13 protein-coding genes are annotated in these 19,996 nt (G+C 34.7%); 12 read left to right on the top strand and 1 reads right to left on the bottom strand.

The window, feature by feature from the left end; all coding sequences use genetic code 11:
• Positions 1 to 7: 7 nt before the first annotated feature.
• Complete coding sequence (locus APR43_RS21670) at positions 8 to 2,200, bottom strand: sensor histidine kinase (protein ID WP_053474470.1); 2,193 nt, start codon at positions 2,198 to 2,200, stop codon at positions 8 to 10.
• Positions 2,201 to 2,504: 304 nt separating this feature from the next.
• Here APR43_RS21670 and APR43_RS21665 point away from each other — a divergent pair, with 304 nt between their 5' ends.
• The 12 genes from APR43_RS21665 (at position 2,505) to xylA (ending at position 19,906) form a co-directional block, all read left to right on the top strand.
• Complete coding sequence (locus APR43_RS21665) at positions 2,505 to 2,942, top strand: PepSY-like domain-containing protein (protein ID WP_053474471.1); 438 nt, start codon at positions 2,505 to 2,507, stop codon at positions 2,940 to 2,942.
• Between the two features lie 134 nt (positions 2,943 to 3,076).
• A complete protein-coding gene (locus APR43_RS21660) occupies positions 3,077 to 4,105 on the top strand; it encodes a LacI family DNA-binding transcriptional regulator (protein WP_053474472.1) in 1,029 nt (342 codons plus the stop codon).
• 280 nt (positions 4,106 to 4,385) lie between these two features.
• Positions 4,386 to 6,539, top strand: a complete 2,154-nt coding sequence (locus tag APR43_RS21655; RefSeq protein ID WP_053474473.1) for an alpha-glucuronidase family glycosyl hydrolase — start codon at positions 4,386 to 4,388, stop codon at positions 6,537 to 6,539.
• A gap of 183 nt (positions 6,540 to 6,722) precedes the next feature.
• Complete coding sequence (locus APR43_RS21650; protein ID WP_053474477.1) at positions 6,723 to 7,460, top strand: SDR family NAD(P)-dependent oxidoreductase; 738 nt, start codon at positions 6,723 to 6,725, stop codon at positions 7,458 to 7,460.
• Between the two features lie 113 nt (positions 7,461 to 7,573).
• Positions 7,574 to 8,737 (top strand): mannonate dehydratase, encoded by a 1,164-nt coding sequence (gene uxuA / locus APR43_RS21645; protein ID WP_082356495.1) that lies wholly within the window; start codon positions 7,574 to 7,576, stop codon positions 8,735 to 8,737.
• Between the two features lie 183 nt (positions 8,738 to 8,920).
• Positions 8,921 to 11,791 carry a glycosyl hydrolase 115 family protein gene (locus APR43_RS21640; RefSeq protein ID WP_053474475.1) on the top strand — a complete coding sequence of 957 codons (2,871 nt, stop codon included), beginning with the start codon at positions 8,921 to 8,923 and terminating at the stop codon, positions 11,789 to 11,791.
• 169 nt (positions 11,792 to 11,960) lie between these two features.
• Positions 11,961 to 13,070, top strand: a complete 1,110-nt coding sequence (locus tag APR43_RS21635; protein ID WP_053474476.1) for an endo-1,4-beta-xylanase — start codon at positions 11,961 to 11,963, stop codon at positions 13,068 to 13,070.
• Positions 13,071 to 13,330: 260 nt separating this feature from the next.
• A complete protein-coding gene (locus APR43_RS21630) occupies positions 13,331 to 14,764 on the top strand; it encodes an MFS transporter (RefSeq protein WP_053473037.1) in 1,434 nt (477 codons plus the stop codon).
• A gap of 23 nt (positions 14,765 to 14,787) precedes the next feature.
• Complete coding sequence (locus APR43_RS21625; RefSeq protein WP_053473038.1) at positions 14,788 to 15,822, top strand: glycoside hydrolase family 43 protein; 1,035 nt, start codon at positions 14,788 to 14,790, stop codon at positions 15,820 to 15,822.
• A 258-nt stretch (positions 15,823 to 16,080) separates the two neighbouring features.
• Positions 16,081 to 17,088, top strand: a complete 1,008-nt coding sequence (locus APR43_RS21620) for a GntR family transcriptional regulator (RefSeq protein ID WP_053473039.1) — start codon at positions 16,081 to 16,083, stop codon at positions 17,086 to 17,088.
• A gap of 2 nt (positions 17,089 to 17,090) precedes the next feature.
• Complete coding sequence (locus APR43_RS21615; RefSeq protein WP_053473040.1) at positions 17,091 to 18,572, top strand: xylulokinase; 1,482 nt, start codon at positions 17,091 to 17,093, stop codon at positions 18,570 to 18,572.
• 8 nt (positions 18,573 to 18,580) lie between these two features.
• The gene (gene xylA / locus APR43_RS21610; protein WP_053473041.1) at positions 18,581 to 19,906 is read left to right on the top strand and encodes a xylose isomerase; all 1,326 of its coding nucleotides are present in this window, start codon (positions 18,581 to 18,583) and stop codon (positions 19,904 to 19,906) included.
• The last annotated feature ends 90 nt before the right edge of the window (positions 19,907 to 19,996 follow it).

Here is a 19,996-nt window from a genome sequence, read left to right as displayed (position 1 = left end):
TAATATATTAGTTACTTTTTAATTCGTCAAGCTTATTTTTAAAATCAATTCCCTTAATTTTATTTTTTGATCTTGGTTCTAAAACCGGAATTTCAATATTAACAATTGTACCTCTTTTCAATTTAGAATCAATTACAAACGAACCCTTTAAGGTATCAATTCGTGTTTCTAAATTAATAAAGCCAATTCCTTTTGAACTTTTTTCCGTATCAAAACCAACACCATTATCCTCAAATAAAAGATTTAGAATATTCTCAATATAATTCAGCTGAATTTCCACTTCAGAAGCTTTTGCATGTTTAATCGTATTCGTTAGAAGTTCCTGAATAATTTTAAACGTTTCAATTTGAATATCTTCATCCAAATCATTAATCTCTTTTTTCGGATACGGAATAAACGAAATTTTAATTTTACTTGCCTCACTGATATTTCTGAAATAAGATTCCAAAACTTCCAAAAATTTATTTTGGCTGAATTTCTTCGGAAGCAAATTATGCGACAAACTTCGAACCTGCTGATACGTTTCATCCAACTGCAGGCTGATTTTCTGGACATTTGAAAAATTAGAAACATCTAAATGATTCACCTGCAGTTTTATCGCAGCCAGATTACCGCCAATACTATCATGTAATTCCTGCGAAATACGTTGTCTTTCCTTATCCTGACCGCTTATCGAAGCCTTAATCAACTCTAATTCCTGATCTTTCAGAATTCCGTCAATCTTTTGAGAACTTATTTCGGCCTGCTTTATATTGAGTAAATGCTGCACTTTAAACCGTTTATAATACTGAAATAAAAGTCCAATAATAGGTAATAATAAAATCAGAAAAGCAATTATAGTAAACAATTTTGTTTTTTTCTGCTGATTGATTTCTAAAGCTTTTAATTGCTGATCCTTCTTTAAAAGCGAAATTTCGTTTCGTTTCTTATTTGATAAATTCTGAAAAGACAAAATCGTGTTTTCATTATTTTTATTGGAAATTTCCTCCTGAAGCAGCATATTTTTTATCGCCTCTTCCTGATTTGCCAATGTTAGTTTTTTAGTCTCATTTTCAAATTTCAAAACCTCAATTTCCTTTTGTTTTTGAGCTGTTTTGTATTTGATTTCCAATTCATTAATTTCCTTTATTTTCTGAAGTTTATTAATAGAATCCTTAATATGAGTTGATTTTTCAAAAAACGAATAAGCACTTTTATAATCATCCTGCTGAATCGCAATTTTTCGCAATTCATCATAAATATAACTTTGATTTTGAAGCAGTCCAAAATGAACCGATTTCTGAAGCGCTTCAGAAAACATCAATTTTGCATCATTATATTTTTTAAGCGAAATATAAGCATCGCCAATACTGCTTCGGCATACAATTGACAACTGGTTCTGCTCACTTTTATCAGCAATTAAAAGCCCTTCCTGAAACATTTTTAAGGCTTCCTGAGGCTTATTTTGTAGTTGATAATTCTCGCCAAGACCTAATAAAATAATAACACGTCCCTGATTATTATTGGTTTTTTCGCAAAGAACCTTTCCCTTCTTATAAAAAATACCCGCATTTTCATAATCCTTCAGTTTCGAATAAATATCACCAATATTAATATAACTTCCTAGAATAATCTCATTATCATCTTTATATTCAAGGCATTGTTTAAACAATTTTAATGCATTGATATAATCGCCCAATTCGCTGTACGTTTGCGCTAAACCATGCGTATGCGTATAAAAAAGATTTTTTTCATTGTATTTCTGAGAAGCCTCAATACCCTTTAAATGCCATTTTTTACTTTCATTCAGCAAACCTCTTTTTTTATAATTAATTGCCAGTAAATTATAACCAAGAGAAAAAAGTCGGTTTTTTAAAGAATCGTTTACGACAGTATTGAATTTTAAAGCTTGATTCGTGTAATAAATAGAAGAATCAATAATAGCCCTTTTATTAAAATAATAAGCAAGAAGTAAATTGGTTCTGGCTATGGAGCGATTTCCCGCCGTACCCGATTTTAATATCGAATGCGCTTTTTTATATGCCTTTTTTTCTTCGCCTTTATTGTATAAATCATAAAGTGCCAGCGTATTTTTATCCTCTTTAATCTCTACAGGATTTCTGGAAACAAAAGTTTTCTTTTTATTTTCAATCTGCGCCTGCAGACTGAACGATAAAAAGAGAAAAATCAATAAAAAAAGTCTTTTAGACCAGATTGCCATACGTTTTTAGTTTGTCCTCTAAAACAGAATCAGAGTAATTTTTAAAGCCTTGTAAACTTGGGGTTTATGAAATCTGTTCAATTTTTGACAGAGAGGTAAAAATAGCACAAAAACAATTAAATACCAGTTTCTTAAAATAGATTTTTTAATCAAAGTTGTGATATAATTGTTTTAAAAAAGCAAAATTAAAAACGCTTGTAAATCAGTTAATTGATAAGTATAAAAAAACTAAAAATTTCTTAAATAGATTTGAAGCCAGATTTTCTTGCAGTAAATTAGTAATACTATACTTAAATAAACGATTATGAAAAATAGAATATTTTTAGCCATAGCATTGTTAACTCTAACAATCTCGGCCAGTGCGCAGAAGAAAATCGAAGTGACAGAACTTCCAAAACCAGCACAGGAATTTTTAAAGAAACATTTTAGCCATACCACAGTGGTAACCGCCAAAAAAGATGCAGAACACGGGGAAAAAGGTTTTGAAGTAAAACTAAAAGACGGAACAGAAGTAGAATTCTGGAAAGACGGATCGTATCGTGAAGTAGATGGCGGAGACAAACCAATTCCAACAGATTTTATTCCGGATAACGTCAAAGCTTATGTGGCTAAGAACCATCCAAACGAAAAAATAACGCACATCGACTATGGGCACAAAGATTTAGATGTTGATTTAACAAACAAAATCGATTTGGAATTTACCAAAGACGGTAAAATTCTAAAAGACGAAAAAGACAAATAAAGATCTTTTATTGGTTTACATTCCCGATTAAATCATAAGCTGATTTAATCGGGAATTTTTTATTTAACACCAATTTATAGTTAAGAACATCTTGAACGAAAATAGTTTATATTTACATTTCTATTTTTTATTTCATGGAAGAGAATAAACATGTAACGATTTACGATATTGCCGAGCGTTTAAACCTGGCAACATCAACTATTTCACGCGCTTTAAAAGACCACCACACCATAAGTGACAAAACGATAAAGAAAGTGAAAAAAACTGCCGAAGAAATGGGATTTGTTCCCAATACTTTAGCGGCAGGTTTACGCGGAAACAAAACCAGAACCATTGGTGTTTTAATTCCAACCGTTACACAGCCGTTTTTATCATCATTAATCAGCGGAATCGAAATTACAGCCCAAAAATCGGATTATACCGTAATTATTATGCAGTCGCATGACTCTTACGAAGAAGAAGTAAATATGGCCAAATCCTTGTACAGTAATCGTGTAAGCGGTGTGATTTGTTCACTTGCAATGGAAACCAGAGATACGGCGCACTTTCATCAGTTTTCAAACAATAATATTCCATTAGTATTTGTAGACAGGGTTCCTAAAGATTACAATACTTTTAGAGTTGTTATCGATAATTATACAGCAGGTTACAAAGCCACAAAACATCTTATTGAACAAGGCTGTATCAGAATTGCACATTTAACAGCCGGTTCAGAATTAGGAAACCTTTATAACGAAAGAAAAAGAGGTTATATAGAAGCCTTAAAAGATCATAATATTACTGTAGAAGAAGAATTGATAATCAATTTAAATTCAGTAACCTACGAAGACGGAGTAAAAGCCAGCAATGCCTTATTTGATTTAAAACCAATGCCCGACGGACTATTTGCTCCCGGAGATATTTTAGCCGTAAGTGCTGTGCAGACCGCTAAAAAAAGAGGCATAAAAGTACCCGAAGAATTTAAAGTAATCGGTTTTAATAATGACCCAATTTCACAAATTATAGACCCTAATTTGTCTACAATTACACATCCTGCCGAAAAAATGGGAAAAGCGGCAGCCGAAATTATTATCAGAAATTTGAAATCATCTAAAAATGATGATGCAAAAGAAATCACCTTTTTAAATACAGAAGTACTGGCAAGAGAATCTTCTCAAAAATAAATATAAAATTCAGGATTAACACTGAATTCAACCCCGTTAAAGCAGGATAGTTTTTATAATTATCCTGCTTTTATTTGTTACAGAAATATATTTTTTGAAAAAAAGAGAACTAAAATTTTTTTCTTAAACAACAATCCTATATTTTTACGCAACCGATTGCAATTGTTGTTTTGTTTAAAATAATACATTTTTTGAATTAAATTTTTATCAAATAGTAATATTCAAATCCAAAACGTTGATGTTGTAAAATGAAAGTTTTTAAGAATAAACTAATTAGTAAATGACTTCAGTAAAATTTGTTTTTCTGTTTCTTTCGATTTCCTTTTCCGCTTTAGCGCAAAAGGATTATAAACTATGGCTTCAATATGACAGAATAACTAATTCAAAAATTGCTTCAGAATATAAAAACAATATTCAGGGAATTGTTTCTTTGGGAAATTCCGAAACTTCTCAGATTTACGTAAAAGAATTAGAAAACGGAATCGCCAGTATGATGGGGAACAAACCGGAAACTAAATTAGAAATAAAAGGAGAAAACAATCTGATTATTGGTTCTCAAATTTCTTTAAATCCGGATTTACAAAAAGCCTTAAAAGAAGATTTCGACAAAATAAACAACGAGGGTTTTATCATTAAAACAATTTCTTTTAAAAACAAAAAGCAGCTTATTATTTCGGGAAAAAATGATGTAGCAGTTTTGTACGGCGTTTTTAATTTTTTAAGATTGATGCAGACTAATAAATCAATCCAAAATTTAAATATTACTGATTCTCCAAAAACAAATATCAGAATCCTAAATCACTGGGATAATCTAGACCGAACAGTTGAACGCGGCTATGCAGGTTTCTCATTATGGAATTGGCAGAAATTGCCTGATTTTATTGATCAAAGATATATTGATTACGCGAGAGCAAATGCCTCAATAGGAATCAACGGAACAGTTTTGACGAATGTAAATGCAAATGCTTTAATCTTAACGTCGCAATATTTAGAAAAAGTCGAAGCGCTGGCAAATGTTTTCAGACCTTACGGAATAAAAGTCTATTTAACTGCAAGATTTTCAGCTCCAATTGAAATAGGAAACCTAAAAACTGCCGATCCAAAAGATCCTGAAGTGATGAATTGGTGGAAAAATAAAGCAGCTGAAATTTACAAACGAATTCCAGATTTTGGAGGATTTTTAGTGAAAGCCAATTCAGAAGGCCAGCCCGGCCCGCAAAATTATGGAAGAGATCACGTTAACGGCGCCAATATGCTTGCCGATGCAGTTGCCACGTTTGGAGGCATAATTATGTGGAGAGCTTTTGTCTATTCAGAACACGACGCAAACGATCGGGCAAAACAAGCTTACGCCGAGTTTCAACCGTATGATGGAAAATTCAAGGAAAATGTAATCGTCCAAGTAAAAAACGGGGCGATTGATTTTCAGCCCAGAGAACCGTTTCATCCGTTATTTGGTGCCATGCCAAAAACGCCTTTAATGATGGAATTTCAAATCACACAGGAATATTTAGGATTTAGCACGCATTTGGTTTTTCTGCCGAAATTATTTCAGGAAGTTTTAGAAGCAGATACCTATCAAAAAGGAAAAGGTTCAACTGTTGCGAAAGTTATTGACGGCACTTTATATCAAAACAAACTTACCGGAATTGCCGGAGTTGCCAATATCGGGAATGATTTAAACTGGACAGGACATCCGTTTGCACAAGCCAATTGGTACGGTTTCGGAAGACTCGCATGGAATCCGTATTTGGATTCGGAAACTATTGCAGATGAATGGTTAAGATGTACATTTTCAAACGATGAAAATTTCATAAAACCAGTTGCAGCTATGATGATCGAATCGCGTGAAGCCGTTGTAAATTATATGACACCACTTGGTCTACATCATATTATGGATACCGGACATCATTACGGACCAGGACCGTGGGTTTCTAATTTATCACGTCCAGAATGGAACCCAACTTATTACCATAAAGCAGATAAAAACGGAATTGGTTTTGACAGATCAAAGTCGGGAACGAATGCCACTTCGCAATATGCTCCCGAAATAGAAAAACTTTTTGATAATCTAGAAACCTGCCCAGAAAAAGATTTATTATGGTTCCACCACGTTTCATGGGATTATAAACTGAAAAACGGAGAAACACTATGGAATGGTTTAGCATTGAAATATCAAGAAGGCGTAAATCAAGTCAAAGAGATGCAAAATGTTTGGAATCAAGCAGAAAAATATGTAGGCAATGAACGTTTTAACGAAGTAAAAATGCTGCTAGAAATTCAGCAGAAAGAAGCAAAATGGTGGCGAGACGCCTGCTTATTATATTTTCAGCAATTTTCAGGAAAAGAACTTCCTGCCGGAGTTGAAAAACCAACGCAGACCTTAGAGTATTTTAAATCATTAAAATTTCCGTTTGCCCCAGGAAATGGATAATAAATTGAGTAAATGTAACACAGATGACGCGGATTCGCTATCGCGAAGACACGGAAAAAAAACGGATTTTTTCCAATAAAAAAGAACAAAAAAAATCCGTGTAAATCAGCGTTTTCGCGATAGCGAATCCGTTTAATCAGTGTGCCAAATGAGCAGCAAGTACCAAAATATATTTTAAAAATTATGAATAAAAAAACAGCAATAGTAACCGGAGGAAATTCAGGTTTAGGATTTGCAACCGCAAAGAAATTATGTGATAACGGAATCACAACCTACATCATCGGAAGAACAAAAGAAAAAACAGAAGAAGCCTGCAAGGAAATTGGCGAAAATGCAATTCCGGTAATATTCGATTTAAATGACCTTAAAGGAATTCCAGCCATGATTGAAAACATCGCGAAAAATGGATCAATCGATATTTTGGTAAACAATGCCGGAATCAATATGAAAAAAGAATTTACAGATGTAACCGATGAAGATTTTTTATCCATAATCCATACCAATCTTTTAAGCGTTTTTGCCGTGAGCAGAGAAGTCGTAAAAAACATGAAAGAAAACGGAGGCGGAAGCATCATCAACATCAGTTCAATGGCTTCACAATACGGAATTCCAAAAGTAATTGCCTATTCATCAAGCAAAGGCGCAATCGAATCCATGACACGTGCCATGGCAGTAGAATTGGCTCAGTTTGGCATTCGTATAAACTGTATTGCACCAGGATTTATCAAAACCAAAATGTCATCAACAGCTTTGGACAACGATCCTGAAAGAAAAAATAAAGTACTGGGAAGAACACCAATGGGGTATTTAGGTGAACCTTCAGACATTGCAGATGCCGTTTATTATTTTGCTTTAAACGAATCAAAATATACAACAGGAACCGTTTTACCAGTTGATGGCGGAAACAGTATTGGGTTTTAATTGTGAAAATGCCACAAAGTCGCTAAGTCACAAAGTTTTATTTTAAAAAACTTTAAAGAGAAAAACTTTGTGACTTAGTGCCTTCGTGGCAAAAAATAGTTAGTATGATAAAAATGCAGCAAACCATGCGATGGTTCGGACCAAACGACAACGTAAGTTTAATCGATATTAAACAAGCCGGAGCAACAGGAATTGTAACCGCTTTGCACCAAATTCCCGTTGGCGATATCTGGACAATTGCTGACATAAAAGAAAGACAGGAAATCATTCGAAATTACGGACTGGAATGGACTGTGGTGGAAAGTCTCCCAGTTCATGAAGAAATAAAAAGAGCCTCAGGAAATTATCTACAATATATAGAAAATTATAAAATCAGTTTGCGAAATCTGGCAGAATGCGGTATCAAAATCATCACTTATAATTTCATGCCGATTTTGGATTGGGTGCGTACGAATCATAATTTTATTAACGAAGACGGGAGTAAAGCATTGCTATACAATCAGGATGCTTTTACCTATTTTGATGTTTTCCTTTTAAAAAGACCAAACGCCGAAAATGATTATACGGAAATTCAAAAACAAAATGCTTTGAATTTCGGCAATAAACTTTCGGAACCGGAAAAAGCATTATTGTTTAAAAATGTTCTATTAGGATTACCGGGAAGCACGATCAATTTTACGGCAGAACAGATTTTATCTTTATTAGATAATTATGCGAATATCGACAATCAAAAACTAAGAGAAAACCTGATTTATTTTTTATCAGAAGTCGCTCCGGTCGCAGAAAAAACAGGTTCAAAATTAGCAATTCATCCAGACGATCCGCCGTTTTCGGTTTTAGGACTTCCGAGAATTGTTTCAACAGAAGCTGATTTAGAGGCGATTTTTAATACCATTCCATCAATAGCAAACGGATTGTGTTATTGCACAGGTTCGTTAAGTGCCGACCCGAAAAACAATCTCGAAAAAATTATAGATGATTTTGGAGACAGAATTCACTTTCTACATCTCCGAAATACCATCCGCGAAAGCGAAACAATTTTCAGAGAATCAGAACATTTAAATGGCGATGTTAATATGGAAGTTATCGTAGAGAAATTATTATTGTTAATGAACAAAACAAAAATAAGTCTGCCAATGCGTCCCGATCATGGTTTCCTGCATTCCGTTGATGAAACGACAGAAACATATCCGGGATATTCTTTGACAGGAAGGTTAAAAGGGCTTGCTGAGTTAAGGGGTTTAGAAACGGGAATTGCTTATAAGTTGAATTTGTAAAACGTACTGTTTGTCATTCCGAGGAACGAGGAATCGCACGAGAAATTCCGCACAGAATGTCTCCAATCTTTGTCGAATCCCGAGTGCGATTTCTCCTTACGTCGAAATGACAAAACTGGCGAAAGCTATGTTTGTTTAAACAAGTGAAACGTCTTTATACAAACAAAGAAAAACTATGTCTCTATGTGTTTAAATTTTAAGTTGCTATATAAGTTTTTACTGCTTTTCCTCATCGGATTAAGCACAAAATCGCATGCAATAAATCCAGAGAAATATGTAGTAAATCAGGCTTCCGTCGAAAACTTCCCTTTGGTTTCGAAAGGAAAAACAGCTTCGATTTTAGTCGACAAAAATGATTTTCCAGGCGTTTTAAAAGTGGCAGGACATTTAGAAAATGATATTTTTCAGGTTTCAGATTTACATCCAAAACAAATCAATAAAATTACAGAAGCAGAAGATTTTGTCGTCATTATAGGAACATTCGGAAAAAGTGAAATTATAAATCAATTAGCCAAAGAAGGAAAAATTAATGCAAACGAACTTCGTGGAAAATGGGAAAAATTTACAACACAAATTATCGAAAATCCTTTTAAAGGAATTAAAAAAGCATTGGTAATTGCAGGTTCAGACAAAAGAGGAACGATTTACGGAATCTACGATTTATCCAATCAAATAGGCGTTTCACCTTGGTATTTTTGGGCAGATGTTCCAGTTAAAAAGCAATCAGAATTGCATGTTTTGCACGGAATTCATTCGCAGGGAGAACCAAAAGTAAAATACAGAGGAATTTTTATTAATGATGAAGCTCCGGCTTTATCCGGCTGGGCATTTGAAAAATTTGGCGGATTCAATTCGAAATTCTACGATAAAGTTTTTGAATTGATTCTGCGAATGAAAGGCAACTATTTATGGCCGGCAATGTGGGGAAGAATGTTTTATGTAGAAGATCCGCAGAACGCTGTTTTGGCCAACGAATATGGAATTGTAATGGGAACTTCGCACCACGAACCGTTAACAAGAGCGCATGCCGAATGGGGAAAAGCAAACGGAAAATGGGATTTTAATACCAATTCACAAGCATTGATTAATTTCTGGAAAGACGGAATTAAAAGAATGGGAAATAACGAAACCATTGTAACTGTCGGGATGCGCGGCGACGGCGACGAGCCAATGACCGAAGGAACTGCAATTGGGTTATTAGAAAATATCGTAAAAACGCAAAGAAATATCATTGCAGAAGTTACGAAAAAACCTGCCGAAGAAACGCCTCAAATGTGGGCGCTTTACAAAGAAGTTCAGGATTATTACGACAAAGGAATGACGGTTCCCGATGACATTACGCTTTTACTATGCGATGACAACTGGGGAAATATTCGCAAACTGCCTGAACTTGATTCAAAACCAAGAAAAGGCGGTTACGGAATTTACTATCATTACGACTACGTTGGCGGACCGCGAAATTATAAATGGATCAACACGAATCAAATCGAAAGAGTTTGGGAACAAATGGATTTGGCTTATCAATACGGTGTCGATAAAATTTGGATTGTAAATGTGGGCGACATTAAACCAATGGAATTTCCAATAGAATTTTTCTTAGATATGGCGTGGAATCCAGAAAAGTTTAATGCCGGAAATTTAGATCAATATTATGTGAATTGGGCAAAAGAAAATTTTGGAGATCAAAATTCCGAAGATATTGCTGAAATTCTAAAATTATATACCAAATACAATTCTCGTAGAAAACCTGAATTGCTAGATTCAAAAACCTATAGCATCACCAATTATAATGAAGCAGATCGAGTTGTTGAAGACTATCAAAAATTAGTTGAAAAAGCCAATTCAATAAACCAAAAATTGAAACCTGAATATAAAGATGCTTTTTACCAATTGGTTTTATTTCCTGTTTTGGCAAGTGCAAACTTAAATGAAATGTATGTCGCTGCGGCTAAAAATCAGCTGTATGCAAGTCAGGGAAATGCCATTGCAAATGTGTATGCTGAAAAAGTAAAAGAATTATTTGAAAAAGACACAGAGCTCACGAACTATTATCATACTCAATTAGCTAACGGAAAATGGAATCATATAATGTCACAGACACATATTGGCTATGATAATTGGCAGCAGCCGGATAAAAATGTGATTCCAAAAACCAAGTCTATTTTTTACGATACTGCAACAAATCCAGGAATTACGGTTGAAGGCAGTGATGAGGTTTATGATTCAAATAATAATAAAACAATTGTTCTGCCGACTTTTAATTCTCTTGAAAACAAATCGTCTTATATTGATTTATTTAATCGAGGCGTAAAATCTTTTCAGCTTAATATTGAAAATAAAAACAATTGGATTTTATTTTCTTTAATGAAAGGAACAATTCATTCAGAAAGAAGAATTATAGTAAATATCGACTGGAAAAAAGCTCCAAAAGGAATAACTAAAGCTCAGTTTACAATTTCAGCAGATGATAAAAAGTATAAAGTTGAGGTAAATACCAATAATATTGATTTGAGTAAAGTTCATGGTTTTGTTGAAAACAACGGCTATATTTCCATAGAAGCTCAAAATTATTCTAAAGCGATCAATTCAGATTCAGTAAAATGGACGATAATTCTAAATCTTGGTAAAACAGAATCTGGCGTTACTTTAAAACCGTCTAATATTAAACCTATTCAAATCTCAGAACAATCTCCAAGATTAGAATATAATGTTCATTTTTTCAGTAAAGGAAAAATAAAAGTTCATGCTTATTTTTCGCCAACCATAAATTTTACGACTCGTGACGGTTTGAAATACGGAATTGGTTTTGATGATGAAAAACCACAAATAATCAATTTTAATCAAGATAATTCAGAGAAAAACTGGGAAAAATCTGTTGCGAATAATATCAAAATAATAAGCTCGACTCATCAAATCGAAAATTCAGGAAATCATATTTTGAAAATTTATGCTATCGATCCGGCTTTAGTGCTTCAGAAAATTGTAATAGAAACCGAAGAAGGAAAAGTTTTGGAGTCGTATTTAGGGCCACCGGAAAGTTTTAAGAAGAAATAATCCGCTCTGTTTGTCATTCCGAGGAACGAGGAATCGCACTAGAAACTCCACACAGAATGTCGCCAATCTTTGTCGAATCCCGAGTACGATTCCTCGTTCCTCGGAATGACAAGATTGAGAATAATCTTTGAGAGAAAGAAAAAACTATTAACTATTAAACCAAAAATATATGAATTTTATTAAACCTTATTTGTTTGTCGTCACCACTTTACTGACTGTAAGCTGTACATCGCAAAAAGAAACTGCTTCATTAAAGGATGTTTACAAAAACGATTTCTACATCGGTACAGCATTAAGCGCAGATCAAATTGAAGAAAAAGATGCAAAAGTAGATTCATTAATTAAAAAAGAATTTAATGCAATCACGCCGGAAAATATCATGAAATCGATGTTCACGCATCCGCAAAAAGATAAATATGATTTTGCATTATCGGATAAATTTGTGGTGTATGGCGAAAAGAATAAAATGTTTATTCACGGACATACTTTAATATGGCACAGCCAATTAGCGCCTTGGATGGAAAAAATATCGGATAGCACCGAAATGAAAGCTTTCATGAAAGATCATATCACAACGATTGTTTCCAAATATAAGGGCAGAATCAATTCGTGGGATGTTGTAAATGAAGCTTTAAATGACGATGGAACTTTGCGACAATCTGTTTTTTTGAAAACACTTGGCGAAAAATACCTTGTTGATGCTTTTAAACTCGCAGAAAAAGCAGATCCAAAAGTAGATTTATATTACAACGATTATAATATTGAAGAACCCGCAAAACGAGCAGGAGCAATTGCTTTAATCAAAAAAATAAAAGCAGCAGGAGGAAAGGTTGACGGCGTTGGTATTCAGGGACATTGGAGATTGCAGAGTCCGTCGATTGAAGAAATTGAAAAAAGTATTTTAGAATATTCGGCATTGGGAATTAAAGTTGCTTTTACAGAATTGGATATTACCGTGCTGCCAAATCCGTGGGATTTAAAAGGGGCCGATGTAAATCAGAATTTTGAAGGAAGTGCAAAAATGAATCCGTATCCTAAAACATTGCCAGATTCAGTTCAAACGCAATTGGCAGAACGTTACGCGTCGATTTTTAAACTATTTTTAAAGCATAAAGACAAAATCAGCCGAGTTACTTTTTGGGGCGTTTATGATGGGCAATCATGGTTAAATGACTGGCCGATAAAAGGAAGAACAAATTATCCGCTTCCTTTTGATGCAGCTTTGAAGCATAAACAAGCTTACAATAGTATTTTAAAGTTGAAGAAAACGGAAGAATAACGTGTTAAATCAGCTTTGAATTAAAATATTATTAACAATCGGTTGTTTTTAAAAATATTCTTGAAATAAAGTAAAGTAAATTTGCGTAATATGTTTTTTTGTATAATTTTACACAACCGATTGTTTTAATAACAATTTGCTTTCCTGCAAGGTTTTCAAAACCTTGTAGGTATATTTGAAAAGCATTATAAAAACAATTTAAACCTACAAGGTTTTGAAAACCTTGCAGGAATAAGAACTAACTAACCACAAACCACAAAATGAATAACATTTCACAAAAATTATCCATCAAAGAAAAAATTGGATACAGCTTAGGAGACTTGGCGGCCAATTTAGTTTTTCAAACTTTGATGACGTATCTGGCTTATTTCTACACCGATATTTACGGATTATCGCCAACAGATTCTTCTATCATCATGTTGATTGTGGGTTTAGTTGCAGCTTTTATTTTTAATCCTATTATTGGCGTTTTAGCAGACAGAACCAGTACAAAATGGGGGAAATTCAGACCGTGGATTTTGGCAACTGCAATTCCTCTTGGAATAGTGGCGCTGTTAGCATTTTCAACTCCCGATTTCTCTTATAAAGGGAAAGTAATTTATGCCGTTGTAACCTATACTTTATTATTACTTTTTTACGCCGGAAATAATCTGCCGTATTCCGCTTTAAGCGGTGTAATTACAGGCGATATGTCCGAAAGAAACAGTATGTCATCGTACCGTTTTGTGGCGGTTATGTTTGCGCAGTTTTTTGTTCAGGTTTTTATGCTCGGAATTATAAAAAGTGCCGGAAACGGAGACAAAGCAATTGGTATCGAAAAAGTAATGACGGTTTTGGCCATTATTGGAACCATCATGCTTTTAATCACATTTTTAACGACTAAAGAAAGAATCATTCCCAAACCAGAGCAAAAATCAAGTGTAAAAGAAGATTTAGGCGATTTGGTAAAAAACAGACCGTGGGTAATCATGCTTTCGCTTACGACTTTGGTTTTTATTACATTGGCAATGAAAGGCGGTTCGTATGTATATTATTTTGAAAATTATGTAGATAAAGATCAATTAGCACTTTTTATTCAGCCTATTTTAGATACTTTATCGAATATCGGATTAAATCATTTTGGTAATGATCCCGTTTCAGCCGGATTCGGATTGTTTAATGCCGGCGGCATTATCTTTATGATTGTGGGGATTACATTGTCTAAAAACCTGGCAGATAAATACGGAAAGCGAAATATATTCGGATTGTTTTTATTCATTTCGACATTGTTTATTATCGCTTTTTATTTCTTTCCATCAACGTCAATCAGCTTCATGTTTTTCTCCCAAATCTTACACGGATTTTTTTACGGAATTACAATTCCTATTCTTTGGGCGATGATTGCCGATGTTGCCGATTATTCAGAATGGTTAAATAATCGCCGTGCGACAGCTATTATTTTCTCTGCCATGATGGTAGGTTTAAAAGCCGGATTAAGTATTGGCGGTGCTTTAACAACATTGTTTTTAGGATATTTCCATTATGCGCCAAACTCTGCCGTACAGACAGAAACTGCGATTAACGGAATCAAATTATTGGTCAGCATTTTTCCTGCAATTCCATTTTTAATTGGAGCCGGATTATTGGTTTTCTATAAAATCAATAAACAAATGGAAGTGGAGATCGAAAGCGAATTAAAAGAAAGAAGAACTTAATTATTTAAAACCAAGATATTACTATGCCTGAAGATAGCATTGAACAAATTAATTTCGAGGAAATTAATGAACTGGCGATTTCAAAGCCTTTAGTTTCTCACATTTATACAGCCGACCCGTCGGCGCATGTATTTAATGGTAAAATTTATATTTATCCGTCACATGATATTGATGCGGGAATTCCGTTTAATGATAATGGTGATCATTTTGGAATGGAAGATTATCATGTTTTTTCGATGGAAAGCATTTCATCAAAAGTCGTTGATAATGGTGTTGCCTTACATGTAAAAGATGTTGCCTGGGCAGAAAAGCAAATGTGGGCGCCAGATGCGGCACAGAAAAACGGAAAGTATTATTTGTATTTCCCTGCCAAACGTGCTAATGGAATTTTCCAGATTGGAGTTGCCGTTGGAGATTCTCCCGCAGGACCTTTCAAGTCGGAGCCAGATGCGATAAAAGGAAGTTATAGTATTGATCCTGCAGTTTTTGAGGATGAAGACGGGAAACATTATATTTATTTTGGAGGAATCTGGGGCGGACAGCTGCAGAAATACAGAAATAATAAATACGATCAAGAAAATGAAGAACCTTTTGGAAACGAACCTGCTTTAGGGCCAATTGTAGCTTTACTTCGAGATGATATGCTGGAGTTTGCAGAAGATCCAAAAGAGATTAAAATTCTGGATGAAAACGGAGAAATGCTGCTGGCTGGAGATAATGCCCGTCGCTTTTTTGAAGCTTCGTGGGTTCATAAATACAACGGAAAATATTATTTCTCGTATTCAACAGGAGATACACATTTTATTTGTTATGCCATTGGCGACAATCCGTATGGGCCGTTTACGTATCAGGGAAGAATTTTGAATCCGGTTGTGGGCTGGACTTCGCATCATTCTATTTGTGAGGTGGAGAACGAATGGTATTTGTTTTATCACGATTCGAGTTTATCAAAAGGCGTGACGCATTTAAGAAGTATGAAAGTAACTAAAATCGATTATCTGGAAGATGGTTCGATTGTTACGATTGATCCGTATGGAATAAGAAGATTGATAGATTAAAAAAATTTCTTAAAAAATACAATCGGTTGTGTTGGTTTTGCTATTTCTGGTGAGGTTGGTTTGCGTGAGGGATAGCAGTGGAAAGCCCACAGCCTGACGAAGGAAGTGCGAGGACTTGTAACGGATAGCCCGACCCGGAGGGACACGCCCAAAAGTATAAGTCGAAACAGATTTAAAAGTTAACAATTTTAATACAAAAAGTATTTTTTTATAAGATACAATTATTTACTTTAGCATAACAGAACGGAACAGAACGGTATGCTAAAAGAAGAAGAAAAATTTGAGTTTATAATTAATCACGATAGTGATATTCCGAAGTATCAGCAATTGGTTGACGGGATTACAAATGCTATTGCCGAGAATATTTTACAAAAGGGAGATTTACTTCCGTCAGTAAATGTAATCTGCAAAACATATCAGCTTTCGAGAGACACGGTTTTTAAAGCGTATACGATTTTAAAAGACCAGAATACGATTGAATCTGTGCCGAATAAAGGCTATTATGTGGCTGGCGAAACAAGAAAAGTGCTTTTGGTTTTAGACACTTTTAAGGCGTATAAAGAGGTTTTGTATCATTCGTTTGTGAATAATCTGCCGGATAATGTGATTACTGATGTGCAGTTTCATCATTATAATATTGATGTTTTTAAAACGATCATTAATAACGGAATCGGTAAGTATTACAAATATGTGGTGATGAATTTTGATCACAAGGAAATTGCTCCGGCTTTGTCGGCGATTTCAAAAGATAAACTGCTTTTGATAGACTGGAATATTCAGGCTGATAAAACGAATAATTATGTTTTTCAGGATTTTGGGAAAGCGTTTTATGAGTCTTTGACAGAAGCGGCTGATTTGTTTAAAAAGTATAAAAAGATACAATTTGTGTATCCGGATTTTACCAATCACCCGAAGGAAACGGTTGATTTTTTCAAGAAATTCTGTGCTGATTTCAGCTTTGAATATGAGATTGTAACAGATCCTAAAAAGTTCAATATTGAAAAAGGAATCGCATATATAAGTGTAAGTGACAGGATTTTAGGATACTTTTTAGAGCAATGCAAAGAAAAGGATTTTGAACCCGGAAAAGATGTTGGTTTTTTGTCGTATAACGAAACGCCAATGAAGAAATTTATATACAAAGGAATTTCAGTTGTGTCAACTGATTTTAAGGAATTAGGAACCAAAGCAGCGGCATTTATTACGCATGACGAAGAAACGAAGTGTTATGTGCCAACAAAATTAATAATAAGAGAATCATTGTAAGTATGTATTATATCGGATATGATATTGGAAGTTCTTCGGTCAAGGCAGCCTTGGTTGAAGCTGAAACGGGTAAAAAAGTAATCGTTTTGAATGAACCGCAAAACGAAATGGAAATCTTGTCGATTCACCCGGATTGGGCAGAACAAGATCCTGAAATTTGGTGGCAGCACATTTGTACGGCAACCAAAAGAGCGATTCGTGAAGCTAATATTGATGCATCGAAAATTCAGGGAATTGGTATTTCGTATCAAATGCACGGATTAGTGATTGTGGATAAAAGCGGAAATGCGCTTCGAAATTCGATTATTTGGTGCGACAGCCGTGCGGTTGAAATTGGAAATAAAGCTTTCGCCGAAATTGGAGAAAAAAAATGTATGGAACATTTACTGAATTCTCCGGGAAATTTTACGGCTTCGAAACTAAAATGGGTGAAGGAAAATGAGCCTGAAGTTTACAATAAAATTGATAAATATATGCTTCCGGGAGATTATATCGCTTTGAAATTAACAGGCGAAGTAACGACTACCAAAAACGGTTTGTCAGAAGGAATGCTTTGGGATTATAAAGAAAATAAAGTAGCCGACTGGCTTTTGGATTATTACGGAATCGATCAGTCATTAACGCCTAAAATTGTAGAGAATTTTACGAATCAGGGTGTTGTTACAGAACAAGCTTCTGCGGAATCGGGTCTTCCTGCAGGAATTCCTATTGTTTACAGAGCCGGAGATCAGCCGAATAATGCTTTGGCTTTGAATGTTTTGAATCCGGGAGAAGTGGCGGCAACGGGCGGAACTTCGGGAGTATTTTATGCGGTAAGCGAAATGTCGTCTGGAAAAAGTACGAGAGTAAACAATTTCGTTCACGTAAACTACGAATTGGAAACGCCTAGAGTTGGTAAACTTTTAAATATTAACGGAGCAGGAATCCAGTACAGATGGCTTCGTAATAATATGGGGAACGAAAGTTATGAAGCAATGAATGAAAAGGCTTCGAATATTGAAGTGGGTTCAGAAGGCGTTGTGGTGATTCCGTTTGGGAATGGTGCGGAGCGTATGTTCAACAATAAAAACATTGGAACTCATTTTTTAAACCTCAACTTAAATATTCATAACAGCGCGCATTTGTTTAGAGCTTCTCTTGAAGGTATTGCTTTTTCGTTTGTGTACGGAATGGAATGTTTAAAAGACGATAATGCAACAATTAATGTGATTAGAGCTGGAAATGATAATCTTTTCCGTTCGGAGATTTTTTCCAACACTGTGGCGACTTTAATTGGTCACGAAATTGAAATTTATAATACAACCGGAGCTGTTGGAGCAGCAAGAGCTGTTGGTTTAAAAGATGGTGATTACAGCAAATTTGGAGCGAATGTTAGCGACAACGATCATGTAATGACGTTTTTACCGCTGCACAACGCAGCACCTTATGAAAAGGCTTACCAGAAATGGAAACAAGAATTAGAATTAATATTAACAACTAAATAAAAGAACAAATGATAGTTTTAGGAGATAAAGAATACTACAAAGGTATTGGCCAAATAAAATTTGAAGGAAAGGAATCTGATAATCCGTTGGCATTTAAATATTACAATCCAGACCAAGTTGTAGCTGGAAAAACAATGCGTGAGCACTTTAAATTTGCTATTGCGTATTGGCACACATTCTGCGGACAAGGTAGCGATCCATTCGGACCAGGAACACAGCAATTTGCATGGGATCAGTCTTCAGATCCGTATCAGGCTGCAAAAGATAAGGCAGATGCTGCTTTTGAATTTATCAGCAAAATGGGATTTGATTATTTCTGTTTCCACGATTATGATTTAATTGCTGAAGGTGCAACTTTCGCAGAATCAGAAAAACGTTTGGCTTTTATTACAGATTATTTAAAACAGAAAAAAGCAGATTCTGGAATTAAATTACTTTGGGGAACTTCTAACTGTTTCTCAAACCCAAGATTCATGAACGGAGCGGCTACAAATCCAGATTTTAATGTAGTAGCAAGAGCTGGAGGACAAGTAAAATTAGCACTTGACGCAACAATCGCTTTAGGCGGAGAAAACTACGTATTCTGGGGTGGTAGAGAAGGTTATATGTCTTTACTAAACACAGATATGGGAAGAGAATTAGACCACATGGCACAATTCTTAGCAATGTCTAGAGATTACGCAAGAGCTCAAGGTTTTAAAGGAACTTTCTTTATTGAGCCAAAACCAATGGAACCATCAAAACACCAATATGATTTTGACTCGGCAACGGCAATTGGATTCTTAAAAGAATATGGTTTAGATAAAGATTTCAAAATTAATATTGAGGTAAACCACGCTACATTAGCACAGCATACTTTTCAACATGAATTAGAAGTTGCAGCAAAAGCAGGAATGTTAGGAAGCATCGATGCAAACAGAGGAGATTACCAAAACGGATGGGATACTGACCAGTTTCCAAATAACATTCAGGAAACTACTGAAGCGATGTTGGTTTTCTTAAAAGCTGGCGGATTACAAGGTGGTGGAGTTAATTTTGATGCTAAAATCAGAAGAAATTCTACTGATTTAGAAGATGTTTTCTTAGCTCACATTGGCGGTGCTGATACTTTTGCAAGAGCTTTATTGACGGCTGATAAAATCATTACTTCTTCTCCTTACGAAAAATTAAGAACAGAAAGATACAGTTCATTCGATGCTGGAAAAGGAAAAGATTTCGAAAACGGAAAATTAAACCTTAAAGATTTATATGATATCGCAAACCAAAACGGAGAGTTAACGCTTCAAAGTGGTAAACAGGAATTGTTTGAAAATATCATTAACCAATATATTTAATAATTTTATTTAAACACATAGAAACATAGGTTTGAGTTTTTATTAATTAAAGGTTGTTTTAAAAAATCTAGATTTTAACACATAGTCTAT

The organism is Flavobacterium sp. NLM, assembly GCF_002210235.1.
Lineage (GTDB): Bacteria > Bacteroidota > Bacteroidia > Flavobacteriales > Flavobacteriaceae > Flavobacterium > Flavobacterium panici.
This window is presented reverse-complemented; position numbering and strand designations above follow the sequence as displayed.